The organism is Kosakonia oryziphila, from assembly GCF_900094795.1.
In the GTDB taxonomy this organism is placed as follows: Bacteria; Pseudomonadota; Gammaproteobacteria; order Enterobacterales; family Enterobacteriaceae; genus Kosakonia; species Kosakonia oryziphila.
Window position 1 is genome coordinate 34,309 of record NZ_FMBC01000003.1, and the last position, 21,166, is coordinate 55,474.

The 21,166-nt window shown below is 52.2% G+C and carries 17 protein-coding genes; 6 read left to right on the plus strand and 11 right to left on the minus strand.

Annotation, left to right across the window (positions count from 1 at the left end; translation table 11 throughout):
• Positions 1-28: 28 nt before the first annotated feature.
• The 3 genes from nagC to nagB all read right to left on the minus strand — a co-directional run bounded on the left by nagC (position 29) and on the right by nagB (position 3,270).
• Complete coding sequence (gene nagC / locus GA0061070_RS02245; protein WP_090133289.1) at positions 29-1,249, minus strand: DNA-binding transcriptional regulator NagC; 1,221 nt, start codon at positions 1,247-1,249, stop codon at positions 29-31.
• A 9-nt stretch (positions 1,250-1,258) separates the two neighbouring features.
• Positions 1,259-2,407 (minus strand): N-acetylglucosamine-6-phosphate deacetylase, encoded by a 1,149-nt coding sequence (gene nagA / locus GA0061070_RS02250; protein WP_090133291.1) that lies wholly within the window; start codon positions 2,405-2,407, stop codon positions 1,259-1,261.
• Between the two features lie 62 nt (positions 2,408-2,469).
• Positions 2,470-3,270, minus strand: coding sequence for a glucosamine-6-phosphate deaminase (nagB, locus tag GA0061070_RS02255; protein WP_090133294.1), 801 nt, complete (start codon positions 3,268-3,270; stop codon positions 2,470-2,472).
• Positions 3,271-3,621: 351 nt separating this feature from the next.
• On the opposite strand from nagB, the gene nagE reads away from it, so the two are divergent.
• Positions 3,622-5,643: an N-acetylglucosamine-specific PTS transporter subunit IIBC gene (gene nagE / locus GA0061070_RS02260; protein ID WP_090133297.1), complete on the plus strand. Its 2,022-nt coding sequence runs from the start codon at positions 3,622-3,624 to the stop codon at positions 5,641-5,643.
• On the opposite strand, the gene GA0061070_RS25070 is transcribed toward nagE, so the two are convergent.
• Positions 5,620-5,784, minus strand: coding sequence for a hypothetical protein (locus GA0061070_RS25070; protein ID WP_167353519.1), 165 nt, complete (start codon positions 5,782-5,784; stop codon positions 5,620-5,622). The two genes, nagE and GA0061070_RS25070, sit on opposite strands and share 24 nt — an antisense overlap.
• A gap of 140 nt (positions 5,785-5,924) precedes the next feature.
• Between GA0061070_RS25070 and glnS the strand changes: the two genes are divergently transcribed.
• The 3 genes from glnS (at position 5,925) to GA0061070_RS02280 (ending at position 12,130) form a co-directional block, all read left to right on the plus strand.
• Positions 5,925-7,592: a glutamine--tRNA ligase gene (gene glnS / locus GA0061070_RS02265; RefSeq protein ID WP_090133300.1), complete on the plus strand. Its 1,668-nt coding sequence runs from the start codon at positions 5,925-5,927 to the stop codon at positions 7,590-7,592.
• A gap of 444 nt (positions 7,593-8,036) precedes the next feature.
• Positions 8,037-9,434, plus strand: coding sequence for a chitoporin ChiP (gene chiP, locus GA0061070_RS02275; protein WP_090133302.1), 1,398 nt, complete (start codon positions 8,037-8,039; stop codon positions 9,432-9,434).
• Positions 9,435-9,478: 44 nt separating this feature from the next.
• A complete protein-coding gene (locus GA0061070_RS02280) occupies positions 9,479-12,130 on the plus strand; it encodes a beta-N-acetylhexosaminidase (RefSeq protein WP_090133303.1) in 2,652 nt (883 codons plus the stop codon).
• A gap of 105 nt (positions 12,131-12,235) precedes the next feature.
• Here GA0061070_RS02280 and fur read toward each other — a convergent pair whose 3' ends face one another.
• The 4 genes from fur to ybfF form a co-directional block, all read right to left on the minus strand.
• Positions 12,236-12,682: a ferric iron uptake transcriptional regulator gene (fur, locus tag GA0061070_RS02285; RefSeq protein ID WP_090118933.1), complete on the minus strand. Its 447-nt coding sequence runs from the start codon at positions 12,680-12,682 to the stop codon at positions 12,236-12,238.
• A gap of 289 nt (positions 12,683-12,971) precedes the next feature.
• A complete protein-coding gene (gene fldA, locus GA0061070_RS02290; RefSeq protein ID WP_167353520.1) occupies positions 12,972-13,502 on the minus strand; it encodes a flavodoxin FldA in 531 nt (176 codons plus the stop codon).
• A 163-nt stretch (positions 13,503-13,665) separates the two neighbouring features.
• A complete protein-coding gene (gene ybfE / locus GA0061070_RS02295; protein ID WP_090133307.1) occupies positions 13,666-13,950 on the minus strand; it encodes a LexA regulated protein in 285 nt (94 codons plus the stop codon).
• 130 nt (positions 13,951-14,080) lie between these two features.
• The gene (gene ybfF, locus GA0061070_RS02300; protein ID WP_090133309.1) at positions 14,081-14,854 is read right to left on the minus strand and encodes an esterase; all 774 of its coding nucleotides are present in this window, start codon (positions 14,852-14,854) and stop codon (positions 14,081-14,083) included.
• A 182-nt stretch (positions 14,855-15,036) separates the two neighbouring features.
• Between ybfF and seqA the strand changes: the two genes are divergently transcribed.
• Positions 15,037-15,591: a replication initiation negative regulator SeqA gene (gene seqA, locus GA0061070_RS02305; RefSeq protein WP_090133311.1), complete on the plus strand. Its 555-nt coding sequence runs from the start codon at positions 15,037-15,039 to the stop codon at positions 15,589-15,591.
• A 24-nt stretch (positions 15,592-15,615) separates the two neighbouring features.
• Positions 15,616-17,256, plus strand: coding sequence for a phosphoglucomutase (alpha-D-glucose-1,6-bisphosphate-dependent) (pgm, locus tag GA0061070_RS02310; RefSeq protein WP_090133313.1), 1,641 nt, complete (start codon positions 15,616-15,618; stop codon positions 17,254-17,256).
• Positions 17,257-17,340: 84 nt separating this feature from the next.
• On the opposite strand, the gene GA0061070_RS02315 is transcribed toward pgm, so the two are convergent.
• Genes GA0061070_RS02315 through kdpD form a run of 3 tightly spaced genes read right to left on the minus strand, consistent with a single transcriptional unit; the run spans position 17,341 to position 21,164 of the window.
• Positions 17,341-17,769, minus strand: coding sequence for an EamA family transporter (locus tag GA0061070_RS02315; RefSeq protein ID WP_090133315.1), 429 nt, complete (start codon positions 17,767-17,769; stop codon positions 17,341-17,343).
• Between the two features lie 33 nt (positions 17,770-17,802).
• On the minus strand, positions 17,803-18,480 hold the full coding sequence (gene kdpE / locus GA0061070_RS02320; protein ID WP_090133317.1) for a two-component system response regulator KdpE: 678 nt from the start codon (positions 18,478-18,480) through the stop codon (positions 17,803-17,805).
• Positions 18,477-21,164 carry a two-component system sensor histidine kinase KdpD gene (gene kdpD, locus GA0061070_RS02325; RefSeq protein ID WP_090133319.1) on the minus strand — a complete coding sequence of 896 codons (2,688 nt, stop codon included), beginning with the start codon at positions 21,162-21,164 and terminating at the stop codon, positions 18,477-18,479. Before kdpD ends, kdpE begins: the two co-directional genes overlap by 4 nt.
• Positions 21,165-21,166: the final 2 nt, after the last annotated feature.

Here is a 21,166-nt window from a genome sequence, read left to right on the forward strand (position 1 = left end):
AAAAATGAAGTAATAACTATAAACCCTGTCAGTTTTCCAGCAAACGTTGCAGCAGCAGACCGTTCAACATGGCGCGTTTCACCAGCGCGAATGCGCCGATAGCCGAGCGATGATCCAGCGTGGAGGGTACCACCGGCAGGTTTTTGCGAAATGCTTTCAGCGCCTGGGTATTGATGCAGGCTTCAATGGCGGGCAGCAGGACTTTACTGGCATCGACAATCTCGCCTGCGATCACGACTTTTTGCGGATTAAACAGATTGATGGCAATCGCAATAGTTTTGCCAAGATGGCGGCCGACATATTCGATCACTTCACAGGCTAGTGTGTCGCCTTTATTTGCGGCTTTACAGATCGTTTTAATTGAACAATCGTCTGGTGTGAGGCGGCTTTGATAGCCCTGTTCCAGCAGATGGCGCACGCGTTGTTCGATGGCGGCATTCGCTGCGATAGTCTCCAGACAACCGAAGTTGCCGCAGTGGCAACGCTCTCCCAGCGGCTCGACCTGCACGTGACCGATCTCGCCTACGTTACCATTACGACCAATAAAAATACGCCCGTTGGAGATGATCCCTGCGCCAGTGCCGCGATGTACGCGCACCAAAATAGAGTCTTCGCAATCCTGACTTGCCCCAAAATAGTGCTCGGCAAGCGCCAGACTGCGAATATCATGACCAACAAAACAGGTCAATTTAAAGCGTTTTTCCAGTGCTTCCACCAGCCCCCAGTTTTCGACCTGGATATGCGGCATGTAACGGATGACGCCGCTTTCCGGATCGACCAGCCCCGGCAGGATGACCGAAATGGCAATCAGTTCGCGGATCTTACGCTGGTTGGTTTCAATAAACAGGCTGATGGTATTAAGCAGCGCATGCTCGAGCGTTTCCTGGGTGCGTTCCGGTAAAGGGTAGTGCTCTTCGGCCAGCACTTTACTGCTCAGATCGTACAGCGTTAGCGTGGTGTCATAGCGGCCAAGACGCACGCCGATAGCCTGGAAATTGCGGGTTTCGGTGACTATGGAGATGGCGCGGCGGCCTCCGGTGGAGGCCTGTTGATCGACTTCTTTGATCAAGCCACGTTCAATCAGTTGGCGCGTGATTTTGGTCACGCTGGCAGGAGCTAGCTGGCTTTGTTCGGCAATCTGAATGCGCGAAATGGGGCCATGTTGATCAATCAGGCGGTAAACCGCCGCGCTGTTAAGCTGTTTTACGAGGTCAACGTTACCAATTTGAGCCTGTCCGCCTGATGTCATACTTTCTCTTTATACAGTGACGACCTCGTTGCCATTAACGATGGTCTTGATGATTTTATAATCGCGTGTGAACGCGGTCAGGTTCGCTACTTTGCCGGTAGCGAGGCTGCCTAAGCGGTTGTCAACGCCAATGGCGCGAGCGGGGTAGAGTGTTGCCATACGCAGTACTTCGTCCAGTGCGATGCCGACATGTTCTACCAGATTGCGTACCCCTTCAATCATTGTCAGGGAGGAACCGCTCAGCGTTCCGTTTTCATCCACACACAACCCGTTCCGGTAGTATATTGTTTTGCCAGCAAAAATAAATTGATCAATGTTTGTACCCGCTGGCGCGGTTGCATCGGTCACCAGACAAAGTTTGTCACCTTTCAGACGCTTAGCGTTACGGATATTAACGTAATCGACGTGCAACCCGTCTGCAATAACGCCACAGTAAACATCCGCATCATCGAGCACTGCGCCAGCCAATCCCGGTTCACGACCGGTAATGTACGGCATGGCATTATAAAGGTGGGTCGCAAAAGAAATCCCGGCGCGGAACCCGGCTTTCGCTTCTTTCAGCGTGGCGTTAGAGTGCCCGGCGGAGACCACAATGCCTGCATCCGCCAGTTGTCGAATGACCTTGTCGCCTGTCATTTCCGGAGCCAGTGTTACCTTGGTGATAACGTCGGCGTTCTGGCACAGAAAATCGACCAGCTCAGGTTCCGGTTTACGCACAAACGCCGGGTTATGGGTACCTTTTTTAACGAGATTCAGCCACGGCCCTTCCAGATGAAGACCGAGCGCCTGATTGGGATATTTCGCCAGGTAATCGCGCATCACCTGCACGCCCTGTTTCATTAATTCGTCACTGGAGGTGATCAGTGTCGGTAGATAGCTGGTGCAGCCGGATCGTTCATTCGCCTGCTGCATGATCTCCAGCGTTTTTACGCTTACCGCTTCCGCGGTGTCATTAAACTGCACACCGCCGCAGCCGTTAAGCTGCACGTCGATAAAGCCGGGGGCCAGAATGGCGCCACTCAACGAGCGTTGTTCTATTCCCGTCGGCAACTCGTCCTGTGGGCAAAGACGTTCAATCAGGCCATTGGCAATCACAACCGCGTGATTATCCAGAATTTCATGGCCGGTGTAGATTCGGCAATGGGTTAAAGCATACATAACGACCCCCGGTTACAAATATGTACCGCTCCGCAATCATCCCTTGCGGAGCGGAAACTGAATTACAGACCTTTAATGTTTTCCGCTTCTAACTCGTTGAAGTATTTCAGCGTCTTAACTTTCAGTTCCATCGTGGACGGTTCATCGCAGACGATCACCGCTTTCGGATGTAACTGCAGGCAACTAATGGTCCACATATGGTTTACGTTGCCTTCTACTGCTGCCTGTAGAGCCTGAGCTTTCACACCGCCAAGTACCAGGATCATCACTTCTTCTGCATCAAGCAGCGTGCCCACGCCGACAGTCAGCGCGTATTTCGGCACCAGATTTACATCGCCGTCAAAAAAGCGAGAGTTCGCCATGCGGGTATCATGAGTCAGGGTTTTGATGCGCGTGCGTGAAGCCAGAGAAGAGGCAGGTTCGTTAAACGCAATGTGCCCGTCGTTACCTACGCCGCCCATAAACAGGTGAATTTTGCCGTAGGAGCGGATTTTTTCTTCATAACGGCGGCATTCTGCGTCAATATCAGGCGCATTGCCATCCAGCAGATTAATATTTTCTGCGGGAATATCAACGTGATCAAAGAAGTTGCGGTGCATAAAGCTGTGATAGCTTTCCGGATGCTCTTTCGGCAGGCCAACATATTCGTCCATGTTGAAGGTGACAACGTGCTGAAAACTAACCTGGCCTGCTTTGTGCATCTCAACCAGTGCCTTGTAAGCGGTGAGCGGCGTACCACCGGTTGGCAGACCAAGGATAAACGGACGATCTGCTGTCGGTTTGAATGCGTTGATTCGATTTACGATATGGCGGGCTGCCCATTTTCCGACTTGTTCAGCTGTCGCCAGGGGAATCAGTCTCATTGTTCACCTCAAAAGTTAAATGAATAAAGTTGGCAGAATGCTTACTGGCTCGGCTTAAGCGTAACCTGAATTCGTTACAGAGCGGCAGCACTCCGTCTTGATATTTTTGATCATAAAATAAGTTTTGCTTGTTTGCTAGCGGTTGGGAGGCTTATTGACGATAGTTAGTGATTTTAATCACAAAAAAAATGCTTTTAATTTGCGAGGCGAATTAATTTTTCACACACTCAGCAAGGTAGTGAAAAAATAGCCTGTAGGGTAGTGAATAAATAGCCGTGATTTCAGGTTAGTTACACAATAAAAAACGACTGTTTTCAGTGAGCTCACGATGGGTTCATAGGGGGAATAAAAGTGAGTATTCTAGGTTATTTACAAAAGATTGGCCGTGCGCTGATGGTGCCTGTCGCCACTCTGCCTGCGGCGGCGATACTGATGGGCGTCGGTTACTGGATTGACCCGGTTGGCTGGGGTGGGCAAAACGCACTGGCGGCTTTTTTCATTCAGTCCGGCTCTGCCATTATCGATAACATGGGCGTGCTGTTCGCGGTGGGTGTCGCATACGGTATGTCCAAAGATAAAGACGGTGCTGCTGCGCTTGCTGGCTTTGTCGGTTTCCTGGTATTGACCACGCTGTGTTCACCTGCTGCAGTTGCCATGATCCAGAAGATTCCAGCGGATCAGGTACCTGCTGCTTTCGGCAAAATCAAAAACCAGTTTATTGGTATTCTGGTGGGGATTATTGCCGCTGAACTTTACAACCGCTTCAGCAATGTTGAATTGCCGAAAGCGCTCTCCTTCTTTAGCGGCCGCCGTTTGGTGCCGATCCTCACTTCGTTTGTGATGATCGTGGTCGCATTCATCATGATGTTTATCTGGCCGGTTGTGTTTAGCGGTCTGGTCGGTTTTGGTGAACATATCCAGAAACTGGGGTCAATCGGTGCGGGTGTCTACGCCTTCTTTAACCGTCTGCTGATCCCGGTTGGTCTGCATCACGCGCTGAACTCCGTGTTCTGGTTCGATGTTGCTGGTATCAATGACATTCCTAACTTCCTTGGCGGCGCACAGTCTATCGAAGCCGGTAAAGCGGTTGTCGGTGTTACCGGTCGTTATCAGGCGGGCTTCTTCCCGATCATGATGTTCGGTCTGCCCGGTGCAGCGCTGGCGATTTACCACTGCGCTCGTCCAGAAAACAAAGCTAAAGTACTGGGCATCATGATGGCCGGCGCGTTTGCCGCGTTCTTTACCGGTATTACTGAACCGCTGGAATTCTCCTTCATGTTTGTAGCGCCGGTATTGTATGTCATCCACGCAATTCTGACCGGTATCTCTGTTTTCATTGCCGCGAGTATGCACTGGATTGCCGGTTTCGGCTTTAGTGCGGGTCTGGTGGATATGGTGCTCTCTTCGCGTAACCCACTGGCAACTCAGTGGTGGATGCTGATCCCGCAGGGGCTGGTATTCTTCGTTATTTACTATGTGATCTTCCGTTTTACGATCACCAAATTTAACCTGATGACGCCGGGTCGTGAGCTGGCTGTCGCTGGTGACGAAACGGATGGGCAGGATGTCAACGTAAGCGTGGATTCCGCGCAGGATGTGAGTGGGCTGGCGCGTCAGTATATTGCCGCAGTTGGTGGTACTGATAACCTGACTGGCATTGATGCTTGTATCACCCGTTTACGTCTGAACGTGAAAGATTCTGCACTGGTGAATGATGCGCTGGCGAAACGTCTGGGCGCAACCGGGGTTATCCGTTTGAACAAAACCAGCGTGCAGATCATCGTTGGTTTTGTGGCGGAAAAAATCGCCAATGCGATGAAGACTACTGGTCATGTTCCGGCTGCAGGTAATGCAGCGCCAGCCGCTGCGCCAGTGGCGGGTGTTAAACCTCAGGCTGTACCGAACGCAACAGTGATTGCTGAACTGGTATCGCCGGTAACGGGTGAGTTGGTTGCGCTGGATCAAGTGCCTGATGAAGCTTTCGCCAGCAAAGCTGTTGGTGACGGCGTGGCGGTGAAACCGACCGAAGGCATTGTGGTTTCTCCGGCAGCGGGCACAATCGTTAAAATCTTCAACACCAACCATGCATTCTGCCTGGAAACCGAAAAAGGCGCTGAAATCGTTGTGCATATGGGCATCGATACCGTGACGTTGGGCGGCCAGGGCTTTACGCGGCTGGTGGAAGAAGGCGCAGAAGTTGTGGCGGGCCAGCCGATACTGGAAATGGATCTGGCGTACCTCAATGCCAATGCCCGTTCAATGATTAGTCCGGTAGTCGTCAGCAATATTGATGACTTTAGCGGTCTGGTTATCAAGGCGCAGGGCCAGCTTGTTGCCGGTCAAACGCCGTTATACGATATTAAAGGCAAGTGATCGTTCCTGAGTAAACATTAATGCCTTAAGCGGCGGGGGAGAACCTCCGCCGTTTTTTTTGCCCTGCACATAATCAATGCCATATTGCTGCCGCTTTATTACAAACGGATGCGCTTTTGACTCTGTTTGCTGCTGTTGCATTGAGGCTCCCTACGAACACAAGCTATAGCCGGTTACCTTGCCAGCGGGCAACGCTGATTTGTATAAGTAAAGGTTGTTTCCTGCGTCCTGTTATTAGATCATATGCCGTTATACGTTGTTTACGCCTTGAGGAACCCGTGATGAGTGAGGCAGAAGCCCGCCCGACTAACTTTATTCGCCAGATCATTGATGAAGATCTGACCAGTGGTAAGCACACTACTATCCATACCCGTTTTCCGCCGGAGCCGAATGGCTACTTGCACATCGGTCATGCGAAATCTATCTGTCTGAACTTTGGCATCGCACAAGATTATCAGGGCCAGTGTAATCTGCGTTTTGATGATACCAATCCGGTTAAAGAAGACATTGAATACGTCGAATCGATCAAAAACGACGTGCAATGGTTGGGCTTTCACTGGTCTGGCGACATCTGCTACTCCTCGGATTACTTCGACAAGCTGTACCAGTATGCCATCGAACTGATCAACAAAGGCCTGGCCTATGTTGACGAGCTTTCCGCTGATGAAATCCGTGAATATCGCGGTACTCTGACTCAGCCGGGTAAAAACAGCCCGTTCCGCGATCGCAGCGTAGAAGAGAACCTGGAGCTGTTTGAGAAAATGCGTTCCGGCGGCTTTGAGGAAGGTAAAGCATGCCTGCGCGCGAAGATCGATATGGCATCGCCGTTTATCGTGATGCGCGATCCGGTGCTGTATCGCATTAAATTTGCAGAGCACCACCAGACCGGCAACAAGTGGTGTATCTACCCGATGTACGACTTTACCCACTGCATCAGCGATGCGCTGGAAGGTATTACGCACTCCCTATGTACGCTGGAATTCCAGGACAACCGTCGTCTTTACGACTGGGTGCTGGATAACATCACCATTCCGGTTCATCCGCGCCAGTACGAGTTTTCGCGTCTGAATCTGGAATACACCGTGATGTCGAAGCGCAAACTGAATCAGTTGGTGACCGAGAAGCATGTGGAAGGCTGGGATGACCCGCGTATGCCGACCATCTCCGGTCTGCGACGCCGTGGTTATACTGCTGCTTCCATCCGTGAATTCTGTAAACGCATAGGCGTGACCAAGCAGGACAACACCATCGAAATGGCTTCGCTGGAGTCTTGCATCCGTGAAGATCTTAACGAGAATGCGCCGCGCGCAATGGCTGTTATCGATCCGGTGAAACTGGTTATCGAAAATTACCCGCAGGATAGCAGCGAAATCGTCACCATGCCTAACCATCCGAATAAACCGGAGATGGGCACGCGTGAAGTGCCGTTTAGCGGTGAGATCTGGATCGATCGCGCAGATTTCCGTGAAGAAGCGAATAAGCAGTACAAACGTCTGGTGCTGGGTAAAGAAGTGCGCCTGCGCAACGCGTATGTGATTAAAGCTGAACGCGTGGAAAAAGATGACGAAGGCAATATCACGACCATTTTCTGCTCTTATGATGCGGATACTCTGAGCAAAGATCCGGCTGATGGCCGTAAAGTTAAAGGTGTGATCCACTGGGTAAGCGCGCAACATGCGTTGCCGATAGAAATCCGTCTCTACGATCGCCTGTTCAGTGTACCAAACCCGGGCGCGGCGGACGATTTCCTTGCCACTATCAATCCGGAATCACTGGTGATCAAACAAGGTTATGCCGAACCGTCTCTGAAAGAAGCGAAGGCGGGTAAAGCGTATCAGTTCGAGCGCGAAGGTTATTTTTGCCTCGACAGCCGTTATGCAAGCGCTACCAAAGCTGTCTTCAACCGCACTGTTGGGCTGCGTGATACCTGGGCAAAAATGGGTGATTGATTAAGTCAACCACGGACAATCAGTTTAAAACGCCGCGAACTGCGGCGTTTTTTTTGCTTATTCAAGAGGTCATTACAGCATAATTCATTCGCGTTGCGAATTAATGTCGTCTCTTATTGATATTGAATTAACCCGCCTGAAAGATGGTAACTTCCAAATTCCAGATAAATATAACATGTAATCGTTAACAATAAGAATTATATCCTGCTTTTATGCATTTAAATTAATCATTTAACCGGTTGATGTAATTTTTTTCAAAACGCTACAAATTATGTGCACTCCATCATAATCCTGCATTTTACTCACTAAAAAGCGTTGATAATTCGCGACGCGAAAAATAGTCTTGAGCCGGTAGTTACTTCAGGGGTATTTCATAACCACCTAAACTTTTTGCTTTTTTTCTCGCCGTCTCGGCGGGTTATATGCGTCCAGAAGGAATCACACATGCGTATGTTTAGTGGTAAACGTAGTGCACTGGCGCTGGCTATTGCCAGTGTCACAGCAATGTCGGGCTGGGTTGTATCTCCACAGGCTCATGCAGCCGGTTTTATCGATGATTCCACGCTTACGGGCGGTATTTATTACTGGCAGCGTGAACGTGACCGTAGAGATGTGCTGGAAAATAAATACAAAACTAATCTTTCGCACTCAACCTGGAATGCCAACCTGGATTTCCAGTCTGGCTATATCGCTGACATGTTCGGTCTGGATATTGCGGCTTTTACCGCGATTGAAATGGCAGAAAACGGTGACAGCGCACATCCGAACGAAATTGCTTTCTCCTCCAGTAATAAAGCCTACAAAGAAGACTGGTCAGGAGATAAAAGCGGGATCAGTCTGTATAAAGCCGCTGCGAAATTTAAATATGGCCCTGTCTGGGCGCGCGCGGGTTACATCCAGCCAACCGGACAAACACTGTTAGCGCCGCACTGGAGCTTTATGCCGGGTACCTACCAGGGTGCGGAAGCCGGGGCGAGTTTTGATTACGGCGATGCAGGTGCGCTGAGCTTCTCGTATATGTGGGCCAATGAATACAAGTCGCCGTGGCATATCGAGATGGATAAGTTTTATCAGAACGACAGAAAAACCAAAGTCGACTATCTACACTCTCTCGGCGCAAAATATGACTTCAAAAACGACCTTGTGCTGGAGGCTGCATTTGGCCAGGCGGAAGGCTACGTCGATCAATACTTCGCTAAAGCCAGCTACAAATTTGATGTGGCAGGTAGCCCGCTAAGCACCAGCTATCAGTTCTACGGTACCCGCGACAAAGTCAGTAATGGCGGCGTGAATGATATTTATGACGGCACCGCATGGCTGCAAGCGTTGACTTTTGGCTACAAAATTGGTCAGGTCGATTTGCGTCTTGAAGGCACCCTGGTCAAAGCTGACGGCCAGCAAGGATACTTCCTGCAACGTATGACACCAACCTATGCGTCATCCAACGGGCGCCTTGATATCTGGTGGGATAACCGCTCTGACTTTAATGCCAACGGTGAAAAGGCCCTCTTCTTCGGCGCGATGTATGACCTGAAGAACTGGAACCTCCCTGGCTTTACGATCGGCGCATCTTATGTCTATGGGTGGGACGCGAAACCGGCTGCTATGGCCACACCGGATGCGTATTACGATCCAAACTACCGCCTGAAAGAGTCCGCTTACAGCCTGGATGGAATTTATACCGTTCAGGATGGTCGTGCCAAAGGCACGATGTTCAAGCTGCACTTTACCCAATACGACAACCATTCTGATATTCCGAGCTACGGCGGCGGCTACGGCAACATCTTCCAGGATGAGCGCGACGTGAAATTTATGGTTATCGCTCCGTTCACCATTTTCTGATGTGTTTGCCGGATTATGCCCGGCTGGAATACAAGGAACAAGTAATGAAAACAGTACAATTAAGCATCTTAGCCAGCGCAATCTTCGGGGTGTTAAGCAGCCCCGTGCTGGCAAATCAGAGTACCGTCGACGCTATCAGCCAGTTTCATCTTAACTACGCGGTGAAAGATAACTTTGCCGCAAAGAATGGTACTGATTGTGCGAAGCTTGGTGCCGACTGGGCTTCCTGCAATAAAGCGGTGATCACGCTGACCAATAATGGTGAAGCTGTAACTGACAAAGATTGGACGATTTACTTCCATAGCATCCGTCCGATACTGGAGGTAGCAAATGACCAGTTCAAGGTCACCCATATTATGGGCGATCTGCACAAGCTGGAGCCGACGGACAAATTTACCGGCTTCCCGGCAAAGCAGGCGGTGGAAATTCCGGTTGTTAATGAGTACTGGCAGTTGTTTGTCACTGATGTGCTACCTCGATGGTACGTGACGGCTGAAGGTGCGACGGCAAAAGTGATCGCCAATACCGATACCGAAGATCTGTTCCAGTTTGTTACGCCGCTCGACGGCCACTGGAAACGTACTCCGGATGATAAAAATATCCTGATGACTGCGGAAGCGCGCTTTGAGAAAAATAGCGACGTCAACGCGCTGAACCTCTCCCTATTGCGTGGCCAGATTGTTCCCACGCCGCAGAAGGTAAAAATCTCCGGCCAGGATGTGGATCTGAGCAAAGGCGTGAAGCTCGATCTCTCTGCACTCGGCGCGGATGCGCAGGCAGCGGTGAAGTCGCGCTTCGCGCTGCTGGGCGTCAAAGAGGGCCGTTATCCTGTTCGTACAGAGATCGCAGCGAAGGACTTTGTGGGTGATGAAGCCATATCTGGCGCCTACCAGTTGCGCATCGGGGCAAATGAAGCGGTAATAACTGGTTTTGATCAGGCAGGTGTGTTCTATGGCCTGCAATCTTTACTGTCGTTGGTCCCTTCCAGTGGCCCACAGAAAATCGCACAACTTGAAGCGAAAGACGCACCGCGCTTTGATTATCGCGCTATTCAACTTGATGTGGGACGTAACTTCCACAGCAAAGATGCCGTGCTGCGCCTGCTGGATCAGATGTCAGCTTATAAGCTGAACAAATTCCACTTTCACCTTACCGATGACGAAGGCTGGCGTATTGAGATCCCTGGTCTGCCTGAACTGACCGACATCGGCAGTAAACGTTGCCACGATCTGAGCGAGAAAACGTGTCTGCTGCCGCAGTTGGGTTCCGGCCCGGACAGCAACAACAATGGTAGCGGCCACTTCAGCCGTACCGATTACATCGACATACTAAAGTACGCGAAAGCGCGACAGATTGAAGTGATCCCGGAAATTGATATGCCAGCTCACGCCCGTGCTGCTGTGATCTCAATGGAAGCGCGCTACGAGCGACTTCACAAAGAGGGAAAAGAGAAAGAGGCGAATCAGTACCGTTTACTGGATCCTACAGACACCTCCAATACCACCGGGGTACAGTTTTATAACCGCACTGGCTATCTGAACCCTTGCCTTAATTCATCGCGCAACTTCGTCGATAAGGTGATTGGCGAAATCCAGCAAATGCACAAAGAAGCGGGTGTACCGCTGAACACCTGGCATTTTGGCGCTGACGAAGCGAAAAACATCTATCTGGGAGCGGGTTATACCGACCAGAAAAAACCTGAAGCGGGCAAAGGTATCATCGATCAGAGCAATCAGGACAAACCGTGGGCGAAATCTCAGGTCTGCCAGACCATGGTCAAAGAGGGTAAGATTGCCGATGTTGATCATCTTTCCAGCTATTTTGGAGTTGAGGTCAGCAAGCTGGTGAAAGCGCACGGTATTGGCACCATGCAGGCGTGGCAGGATGGACTGAAAGATGCCAAAAATGCCGCCGACTTTGCCACCGATCACGTCAATGTCAACTTCTGGGATACGCTCTACTGGGGCGGTTTCGATTCGGTAAATGACTGGGCAAATAAAGGGTTCCGCGTCATTGTCTCAAATCCGGACTATGTTTACCTCGACTTTCCGAGTGAAGTTAATCCGGCGGAAAGTGGCTACTATTGGGGAACGCGCTTTAGCGATGAGCGCAAGATCTTCAGCTTTGCGCCGGACAACATGCCGCAAAATGCTGAAACCTCACTGGATCGTGACGGCAATCCATTCAACGCGAAATCGGATAAACCGTGGCCGGGAGCCTATGGTCTTTCTGCTCAGTTGTGGAGTGAAGTGGTACGCACCGACAACCAGATGGAGTACATGATTTATCCACGTATGATTGCAGTCGCAGAGCGGGCATGGCACCGCGCCGGTTGGGAACAGGATTATCAGGCCGGCCGCGAGTACAAAGGTGGTAAAACCCATCTGGTCGATGTAAAAGCGCTGGATAAAGACTGGACCCGCTTTGCAAATCTGTTAGGTCATCGTGAACTGGCAAAACTGGACAAAGCAGGCATCAACTACCGCCTGCCTGTACCGGGCGCGCGCGTGGTCGGCGGCAAGCTGGAAGCCAATACCAGCTTCCCAGGAATGGTCGTTGAATATTCTACGGATGGTGGTAAAAACTGGCTATGCTACGACGATAAAGCGCGTCCGCAGGTGAGCGGGGACGTGCAGATCCGTACCGCCAGCCCGGACGGCAAGCGTTTCAGCCGTGTGGATAGAGTGAAAGCGTAATTATTGCTGAAGTAACCTGCCCGGTGGCGCAAACCTGCCGGGCATTTTTGTTTTTGTAGGGTAAAAAAAAACCAACCCGAAGGTTGGCTTGAGTATGAAAAGGGATTATTTCGCGTCGTGCGCGTGTTCATCTTCGCGGCAGTCACCCTCGGCGCAGTGGCCGTACAGGTAAAGGCTGTGGTTCGTCAGGCGAATGCCGTGTTTGGCGGCGATTTCACGCTGGCGCGCTTCGATGGAATCATCACTGAATTCGATCACTTTGCCGCAGTCCAGGCAAATCAGATGATCGTGGTGATGCTGCTGAGTTAGTTCAAAAACGGATTTCCCGCCTTCGAAGTTATGACGGGTCACAATGCCAGCGTCATCAAACTGGTTCAATACACGATATACTGTTGCCAGTCCGATCTCTTCGCCCATGTCGATCAGTCGTTTATACAAATCTTCCGCACTGACATGATGGTTATCCGGTTCCTGAAGCACTTCCAGTATTTTTAACCGAGGAAGCGTGACTTTCAGGCCAGCCTTCTTTAATGCGATATTGTTGTCAGTCATGCGGAATCTGTCCTGTTGCTATACGATTCACTTCCTCAATGGAAGTTAGAAGGAATGCACCTGGGGTAATGCGTCTCATTATAGAACTGCCATGACTAAATGAAAACTGCAAGTCCTCAAGTAAAGTAAGCTTTTAAAACGTGGTGTCACCAGCAACTCCTGTGTTTCATGACACCACTCTGGCAGAGCTTATTGTACAGCGATGGAGAAAAAAGTTAAAAATTTGTAGCAATTATTCCCATTGCTTTTACCTATTAATACCACGTAACCCGCAGATTACGCGGCACAATCAGGCATTGATGATGTCATCAAGATGCAGCTCTTCGCGCACTTGCTTAACCCATTTTTGTACACGTTCTGCGGTCAGTTCTGGCTGACGGTCTTCGTCAATCGCCAGACCAACAAAATGGTCATCATCCGCCAGGCCTTTAGAGGCTTCGAAATGGTAGCCCGCTGTCGGCCAGTGGCCCACGATGGTCGCGCCGCGCGGCTCAATAATGTCGCGGATCGTACCCAGCGCATCACAGAAATATTCTGCATAGTCTTCCTGATCGCCGCAGCCGAACAGTGCAACTAACTTACCATTAAAATCAATATCTTCCAGTGTCGGGAAAAAATCATCCCAGTCGCACTGCGCTTCGCCGTAATACCAGGTCGGAATGCCGAGCAACAGAATATCATATCCTTCGATATCTTCTTTGCTGCTCTTGGCAATGTCATGCACATCGGCAACATCTTTACCAAGCTGACTCTGGATCATTTTCGCAATATTTTCGGTGTTGCCGGTATCGCTGCCGAAGAAAATACCTGTAATTGCCATGAGTAAAATAACCTCTTGAAACCTAATGAATATGATGGTGGTGCTATGCCTACAGATAAGGGCAATCATAGCAGAACAGAGAAGGGCGCGAAAACAGCTATCGCCCCGGAGTGCACTGTATGACACATGAAAACATAAAAATAAGAGAGGTGATTCGGAGTAATTACTTTTCGCGCAACGCGTCCAGTTGTGCCAGCAGCATCTCTTCGATAAGTTCGCTGCGGCTCATGTCGCGCGCATCGGCAAGTTGGTTTAACGCATCGACGGCTTCAATATTCAGTTTTAGCTCGACGCGTTTAAGCCCACGAACTTTATCGCGTTTTAGTTGATTGCGTTTGTTGATGCGTAACTGTTCATCGCGCGAGAGCGGATTCGTCTTCGGCCGTCCCGGGCGACGCTCATTCGCGAACAGATCCAGGGTTGTACGGTCCGTTTGTTCTTTAGCCATGTTTAAGCATACTACGGGAAAGACAAGCAATCGGGCTGCCGCCCGGGCTGAATAGCGCGCCATCATACATCAGCATAACGGGCGCGCCAACGGGCGGACGCGTTCTGGCAACCGGTCGCCGCCTTTTTAATCAGTTTGACTTTTCAGCGAGATAACGGTTAATTGCCCGCATCACTGCTTCAGGTTTTTCCGCATGCACCCAGTGGCCAGCGCCAGCAATCACATGCGCGCGTGCCTGCGGGAACTGGTCAAGCAAAGCACGCCGGTACTGCTCTGTAACGTAAGGGGAGTTGCCGCCGCAGACAAACAGTGCCGGATGAGGCCACGCGGGAATGGTTTCCCAGCCGACAATATGCGGATATTGCTCCCACAGCACTGGCACATTGAAACGCCACGCACCCTCAACAAACGATTTCAGCAGAAACTGGATCACGCCTTCTTCTTTTACATGCTCGCGCATTAGCGAAGCCGCTTGCTGGCGCGTAGTAATCTGTGCGTCGGTGACCGCGTTGATCGCGGTAAATATCTCGTCGTGGCGGCGAATGTGGTAATCGACTGGTGCAATATCAATTGCCACCAGCTTTTCTACACGTTCCGGCGCTAGCGCAGACAACGCCATCACAGCTTTGCCGCCCATTGAGTGACCGATAAAGACAGCTTTGTCGATATGATGGGCATCCAGCGTGTCCAGCAGATCCTGCGCCATTGCCGGATAGTTCATCTCGTCGGAACGGGGGGAAAGACCGTGGTTGCGCATATCCACCTGCACCACGTCGTACTCCGGCACCAGTTCGCGGGCCAGTACGCCGAGGTTATCGAGGCTACCAAACAGCCCGTGAACAAGGACGACTGGAGAATTATTGTGCGGATGTTGTGCAGATTGCGCTCGCGTATTTAATTTCATAGGAAAGTTCTTTTTTTCACTCTGGCGGGTTAGGTTATTATGGTGAACATTCTGCCGCCCGGCTGCAAGGTTAAGAATTACTCTTACTTTTGCCGCCATCCTGGTTTGACGCTATCCGATGTTGAGATTTCACTTTATAATCCCAACACTTGTATTCAGATTAGATATAGCACTGGATTAAGATGAAAACGATTGAAGTTGATGATGAGCTCTATAGTTATATTGCCAGCCACACTAAACATATCGGCGAGAGCGCATCCGACATTTTACGGCGCATGTTGAAATTTTCCGCCGTATCATCGGTACAGCCAGCCGCTTCTCTTGCACCGGTAAAAGAGCCGCGTACCGTCGTCACTGTCGAAAGCATCAAACCGGCTAATACCGCAAAAGATAAAGTCCGCGCCGTGCGTGAACTGCTCCTCTCTGATGAATATGCCGAGCAGAAAAAGGCCGTCAATCGTTTCCTGATGGTGCTGTCTACCCTCTATTCACTCGACGACAAAGGCTTTACGGAATCCACTGAATCATTGCACGGGCGCACAAGAGTATACTTTGCCGTCAATGAGCAAACCCTGCTGCAGAACGGCAACCAGACCAAACCGAAGCAGGTGCCGAACACCCCTTACTGGGTCATCACTAACACCAATACGGGCCGTAAATGCAGCATGATTGAGCACATCATGCAGTCAATGCAGTTCCCGGCGGAATTGATTGAAAAAGTTTGCGGTACAATTTAATCCTTGCATCGAAAGGACCAGGCAATGGCTAACCACCCGCGTGCGGGTCAACCTGCACAACAGGGCGATTTGATTAACGTCGCCCAGCTTACTGCGCAGTACTATGTGTTGAAACCTGAAGTCGGCAATTCAGAACATGCGGTGAAATTCGGCACTTCCGGCCACCGAGGCAGTGCTCATCGTCACAGTTTCAACGAGCCACACATTCTGGCTATCGCTCAGGCGATTGCTGAAGAGCGTGCAAAAAATGGGATTACCGGGCCGTGTTATGTGGGTAAAGATACCCATGCGCTGTCTGAACCGGCGTTTATCTCCGTGCTGGAAGTGCTGACAGCAAACGGTGTGGATGTGATCGTGCAGGAAAATAACGGCTTCACGCCGACGCCTGCTATCTCAAATGCCATTCTGGTACACAACAAAAACGGCGGCGCGCAGGCGGACGGTATCGTTATCACCCCGTCGCATAACCCGCCGGAAGATGGTGGTATCAAGTACAACCCGCCTAACGGTGGCCCGGCGGATACCAACGTTACCAAAGTGGTGGAAGACCGCGCTAACGCGCTGTTGGCGGATGGCCTGAAGGGCGTGAAACGCTTTACGCTGGATGCAGCACTGGCCTCTGGTCATGTGACAGAAAAAGATCTGGTGCAGCCATTTATTGAAGGGCTGGCGGATATCGTCGACATGGCGGCAATCCAGAAAGCTGGCCTGAAGCTGGGCGTCGATCCGTTGGGTGGTTCCGGTATTGAATACTGGAAACGCATTGCGGAGTATTACAAGCTGGATCTAAGTATCGTTAACGATCAGGTCGATCAGACCTTCCGCTTTATGCATCTGGATAAAGATGGCGCGATCCGTATGGATTGCTCCTCCGAATGTGCGATGGCGGGTCTGTTGGCGTTGCGCGACAAGTTCGATCTGGCGTTTGCTAACGACCCAGACTACGACCGTCACGGCATCGTTACCCCGGCTGGGCTGATGAACCCGAACCACTACCTGGCGGTTGCTATCAATTACCTGTTCCAGCACCGTCCGCAGTGGGGCAAAGATGTTGCTGTCGGCAAAACGCTGGTCTCTTCTGCGATGATCGACCGCGTGGTTAACGACCTTGGCCGTAAGCTGGTGGAAGTGCCGGTGGGGTTCAAATGGTTTGTTGACGGTCTGCATGACGGCAGCTTCGGCTTTGGTGGTGAAGAGAGCGCAGGCGCGTCCTTCCTGCGTTTCGACGGTACGCCGTGGTCAACGGATAAAGACGGCATCATCATGTGTCTGCTGGCGGCTGAGATCACCGCCGTGACCGGGAAAAATCCGCAGCAGCATTACGACGAGCTGGCGGTACGCTTCGGCGCGCCGAGCTACAACCGTTTGCAGGCTTCAGCCTCCTCCGCACAGAAAGCTGCGCTGTCCAAACTCTCTCCGGAAATGGTGAGCGCCAGCACGCTGGCAGGTGACCCGATCACTGCGCGCCTGACGGCAGCTCCGGGCAATGGAGCATCGATTGGCGGCCTGAAAGTGATGACCGACAATGGCTGGTTCGCCGCGCGTCCGTCAGGTACTGAAGACGCCTACAAAATCTACTGCGAAAGTTTCCTCGGTGATGAACACCGGAAGCTGATTGAAAAAGAAGCGGTAGAAATTGTCAGCGAAGTGCTGAAAAACGCGTAAAAAAATACGTAACAGAAAGGCTCCTTCGGGAGCCTTAATTTTCTGTGGAGCGGGCGCTGCCCTGGCAAATTTCCCGCTGCAAACTTACCCCAGCGCTACCATCAGCGCACCGGCAGTAATTAACGCCACACCTGCTGCCGCAACCAGCGAGACTTTCTCGCCAAACAGGATCACGGCCAGGATCACGGCAAACACCACGCTCAGCTTGTCGATGGGAGCAACCCGCGACACGTTGCCGCTTTTGATCGCCATAAAATAGAACAGCCACGACAGCGCGCCCGCAATGCCGCTTAGCACCACAAACAGTAGCGCTTTTTTATCGGCCAGCACGGTGGCGACCAGCGACAATTTGCCTTGCACCACGACCACACCGACCAGAAATAGGGCCATTACCACCGCACGGATTGCCGTGGCGGTATTGGCGTCGAGATGTTGCAAACCGATCTTGCCGAAAATAGCCACCAACGCAGCGGTCACCGCCGATAACAACGCATAAATTAGCCAGGCGCTCATCATTACTCTCCTAAAAAACAGCAGGATACGCCTTCAAAGCATAAATCGGTAGCCAATCCCTGTTTCAGTAAGTAAATGACGAGGGCGGGCAGGATCGGTTTCGAGTTTCTGGCGCAGATGGCCCATATAGATGCGCAGGTAGTGGCTGTGCTCGATGGCATTCGGCCCCCAGATCTGGCTTAGCAATTGTCTCTGAGTTAATACTTTGCCGTGATTATTCAGCAGCACGGCCAGCAGGCGAAATTCAATTGGTGTCAGATGGATCTCTTCCTCACCGCGCTGAATGCGGCGGTTAGCCAGATCGACGCGAATATCGGCAAAGGCCACCACAGGTTCGCCGGGGGTTGCGGTCGCATGACGGCGCAGGGCAACACGCAGACGGGCCTGCAACTCGCCAATACCAAACGGTTTGCTGAGGTAATCATCGGCTCCGGCATCAAGAGCCGCAATTTTGTCGCTCTCTTCAGCACGCGCCGAAAGGACAATCACCGGCATCTGGCTCCACTGGCGCAAATCGCGGATAAAGTCCAGGCCATCGCCATCCGGCAGCCCCAAATCGAGGATCACCAGATCGGGTTTGCGGGTGGCGGCTTCAATCAGGCCGCGCTGTAAAGTCTCCGCTTCATGGACGCGCAGCCCCTCAGCTTCCAGCGCGGTACGCAGAAATCGGCGAATAGCTTGTTCATCTTCGACAATCAGAACGTTGATCACAGATCCTCAGGTAATTCATCCAGTTGCGGCGGTGTTTCACGGGGAAGTGTAACACAAAACAGCGCGCCCCCTTGTGGGCGATTGCGGGCACTAATGGTGCCGCCATGAACTTCAACAATCGCCTGACAAATTGCCAGCCCAAGACCGACGCCAGGTATTGCTGATTCCTTAGTTCCTCGCGCGAACTTATCAAAAATGGCCTGCTCCTGTCCTGCCGGGATACCTGGCCCGTTATCCCACACATCCAGCATCAACTGTTGCGGTGTGTCATGGGCGGTAATGCCAATCTCCGCCCGCTGTCCTGCGTATTTCACCGCATTTTCCAGCAGATTGATCAGCACCCGCTCAAATAATGGACCATCAACATGCACCAGCATTAACGGGTCGGGCAGGGCGAGTTTGATATGTCGACCGCCAAGTCCGGGTTCCAGCGTTCTGAGCGCGCTGCCGACCACCTCTTCCAGCGTTAGCCACTCTTTTTTAAGGTTAAAACCACCGGATTGAATACGCGCCATATCCAGCAGATTATTCACCAGCCGCGTGGTATTCAGCACATGCTGACGGATCTCGTTGGCTTGCGGCGCATGGGAGGAGCCTTCACTTGCCAGATCGAGCGTCAGGATCTCTGCCTGGCCAAACAGCACAGTCAGTGGCGTGCGCAGATCGTGGGAGAGCGCAGCCAGCAAGGAGTTACGGATACTTTCCCGCTCACTGGCGAGGCGAGCCTGTTCTTCGCTGGTGGCTAACGCCTGGCGTTCAAGCGCACTGGCAACCAGCAGGGTGAAGGTTTCCAACAGGCGTTGCTGCTCCGGGATCATCAACTGGCGCAAATTGGTCGGTTCCACAATCAATAACCCATGGGTTTTATGATCGCTTTTTAGCGGCAAAATTTGATACGGCACACCGGGCAGGGTGTCGGTTCCCGCTCCGGCAGGCTGGCCTTTATCAAAACTCCAGCGGGCAATCGCATCATCCCAGGGCGTCATGCCGTGGGCTTGCGTCACCGCTTTCAACTGCCCGTGGCTATCCGGTAGCAACAATTTGCTGCGGGCATCAAAGGTAGACTGGATAAACGTTTCGCTGGTGACAGCGATATCCTTGTTATTGCGCCCGACCGCCAGCGCTTTCGACATCTCATAAAGATGGCGGGTGCGCTGCTCGCGATAACGCGCCACGCGTGCCTGATAACGCACCCCGGCGGTGAGATTGCCAATGACCAAACCGACCGTCAGCATCACGCTAAAGGTCAGCAGATATTGCACATCGGAAACGGCCAGCGTGCCGCGCGGAGCGATAAAAAAGAGATCAAAACTGATGACATTAATCACCGTGGCGAACGCGGATGGCCAACGCCCATAAAACAGTGCAACCAGCACCACGCCGAGTAGGTAGATCATCACCAGGTTGGCGGCATCAAAAGCGGTCAGCCACTGTTCGGCGATCAGCGTGATGGCTGCGCAAAGGGCGAGGGCGACGGCACACCCTTTTAATTGTACCCGCCAGCGCTCAATAAATGGGCGTGCATCACCGGCGCGAGAGATCAATGCTGGCGGAGCGTCGTCCAGCGCGATGATCACCAGGTCGAGATCCGGCGCGCGGCGCGCCAGCTTATCGGCAAACGGTTCCGGACGCCACCAGTGGTGCTTATTACGTCGGCCAATAATAATTTTACCGAGGTTATGCTCGCGGGCGTAACGCAGAATTGCCTTCTCTTCCGCCGGATCGGAAAGTGTTGCCGTTTCGGCCCCCAGTTCCTGCGCAAGATGCAGGGCACCTAAAATCGCCCGCCGTTGCGGTTCCGGCAATTTATGTAGCGATGGTGTTTCGACATACACCGCATGCCAGACGCTGCCAAGTTTGGCCGCCAGCCGCGCCGCCGTGCGGATCAGCTTCTCATTGCCCGCGCCATGCCCGACGCAGAGCAGAATGGCATCACGCGTATGCCAGACTTTCTCTTCTCCCTTGCGATCGCGCCAGGCACGCATCTGATCGTCCACGCGGTCGGCAGTGCGGCGTAACGCCAGTTCGCGCAGGGCAATCAGATTACCTTTACGGAAGAAGTGTTCGATGGCGCGCTCGGCCTGGCCACCGATATAGACTTTGCCTTCGTGCAGGCGCTGGCGGAGATCGTCCGGCGGCAAATCCACCAGTACGACCTCATCCGCGTTGTCGAAAAAAGGATCCGGCACGGTTTCACGCACCTGGATACCGGTCACGCCGCTGACCACATCATTGAGGCTTTCCAGATGCTGGACGTTGACGGTTGTAAAGACATTGATGCCCGCTTCCAGCAGTTCTTCTACGTCCTGCCAGCGTTTTGGGTGGCGCGAGCCAGGCGCGTTACTGTGCGCCAACTCGTCCATTAAAATCAGCGCTGGACGGCGCGCAAGGGCATCGTCCAGCGAAAACTCCTGAATAAGACGCCCGCGATGAGCGATACGGTGCGGCGGCAAAGTTGACAGCCCTTCCAACAGCGCGGCGGTCTCTTTGCGCCCGTGGGTTTCCACCACGCCAACGAGAATATCAAGCCCCTGCGCCCGCAGACGCTGCGCTTCTTGCAGCATAGCGAACGTTTTGCCCACACCAGCGCAGGCGCCGAAAAAGACTTTCAACTTCCCCCGGTGTGCCGTTGCGGCGTGCTCCAGCAAGCGGTCGGGATTAGGGCGCAAAGGCTCTTCAGTCATGC

Excerpts from the sequence above, each read along its gene's own strand:
- nagB (WP_090133294.1), bottom strand. The coding sequence starts at position 3,270 with ATGAGACTGATTCCCCTGGCGACAGCTGAACAAGTCGGAAAATGGGCA.
- ybfF (WP_090133309.1), bottom strand. The coding sequence starts at position 14,854 with ATGAAATTAAATACGCGAGCGCAATCTGCACAACATCCGCACAATAAT.
- kdpD (WP_090133319.1), bottom strand. The coding sequence starts at position 21,164 with ATGACTGAAGAGCCTTTGCGCCCTAATCCCGACCGCTTGCTGGAGCAC.
- ybfE (WP_090133307.1), bottom strand. The coding sequence starts at position 13,950 with ATGGCTAAAGAACAAACGGACCGTACAACCCTGGATCTGTTCGCGAAT.
- nagA (WP_090133291.1), bottom strand. The coding sequence starts at position 2,407 with ATGTATGCTTTAACCCATTGCCGAATCTACACCGGCCATGAAATTCTG.
- nagC (WP_090133289.1), bottom strand. The coding sequence starts at position 1,249 with ATGACATCAGGCGGACAGGCTCAAATTGGTAACGTTGACCTCGTAAAA.
- GA0061070_RS02315 (WP_090133315.1), bottom strand. The coding sequence starts at position 17,769 with ATGAGCGCCTGGCTAATTTATGCGTTGTTATCGGCGGTGACCGCTGCG.
- fldA (WP_167353520.1), bottom strand. The coding sequence starts at position 13,502 with ATGGCAATTACAGGTATTTTCTTCGGCAGCGATACCGGCAACACCGAA.
- chiP (WP_090133302.1), top strand. The coding sequence starts at position 8,037 with ATGCGTATGTTTAGTGGTAAACGTAGTGCACTGGCGCTGGCTATTGCC.
- GA0061070_RS02280 (WP_090133303.1), top strand. The coding sequence starts at position 9,479 with ATGAAAACAGTACAATTAAGCATCTTAGCCAGCGCAATCTTCGGGGTG.
- GA0061070_RS25070 (WP_167353519.1), bottom strand. The coding sequence starts at position 5,784 with ATGCAACAGCAGCAAACAGAGTCAAAAGCGCATCCGTTTGTAATAAAG.
- glnS (WP_090133300.1), top strand. The coding sequence starts at position 5,925 with ATGAGTGAGGCAGAAGCCCGCCCGACTAACTTTATTCGCCAGATCATT.
- pgm (WP_090133313.1), top strand. The coding sequence starts at position 15,616 with ATGGCTAACCACCCGCGTGCGGGTCAACCTGCACAACAGGGCGATTTG.
- fur (WP_090118933.1), bottom strand. The coding sequence starts at position 12,682 with ATGACTGACAACAATATCGCATTAAAGAAGGCTGGCCTGAAAGTCACG.
- seqA (WP_090133311.1), top strand. The coding sequence starts at position 15,037 with ATGAAAACGATTGAAGTTGATGATGAGCTCTATAGTTATATTGCCAGC.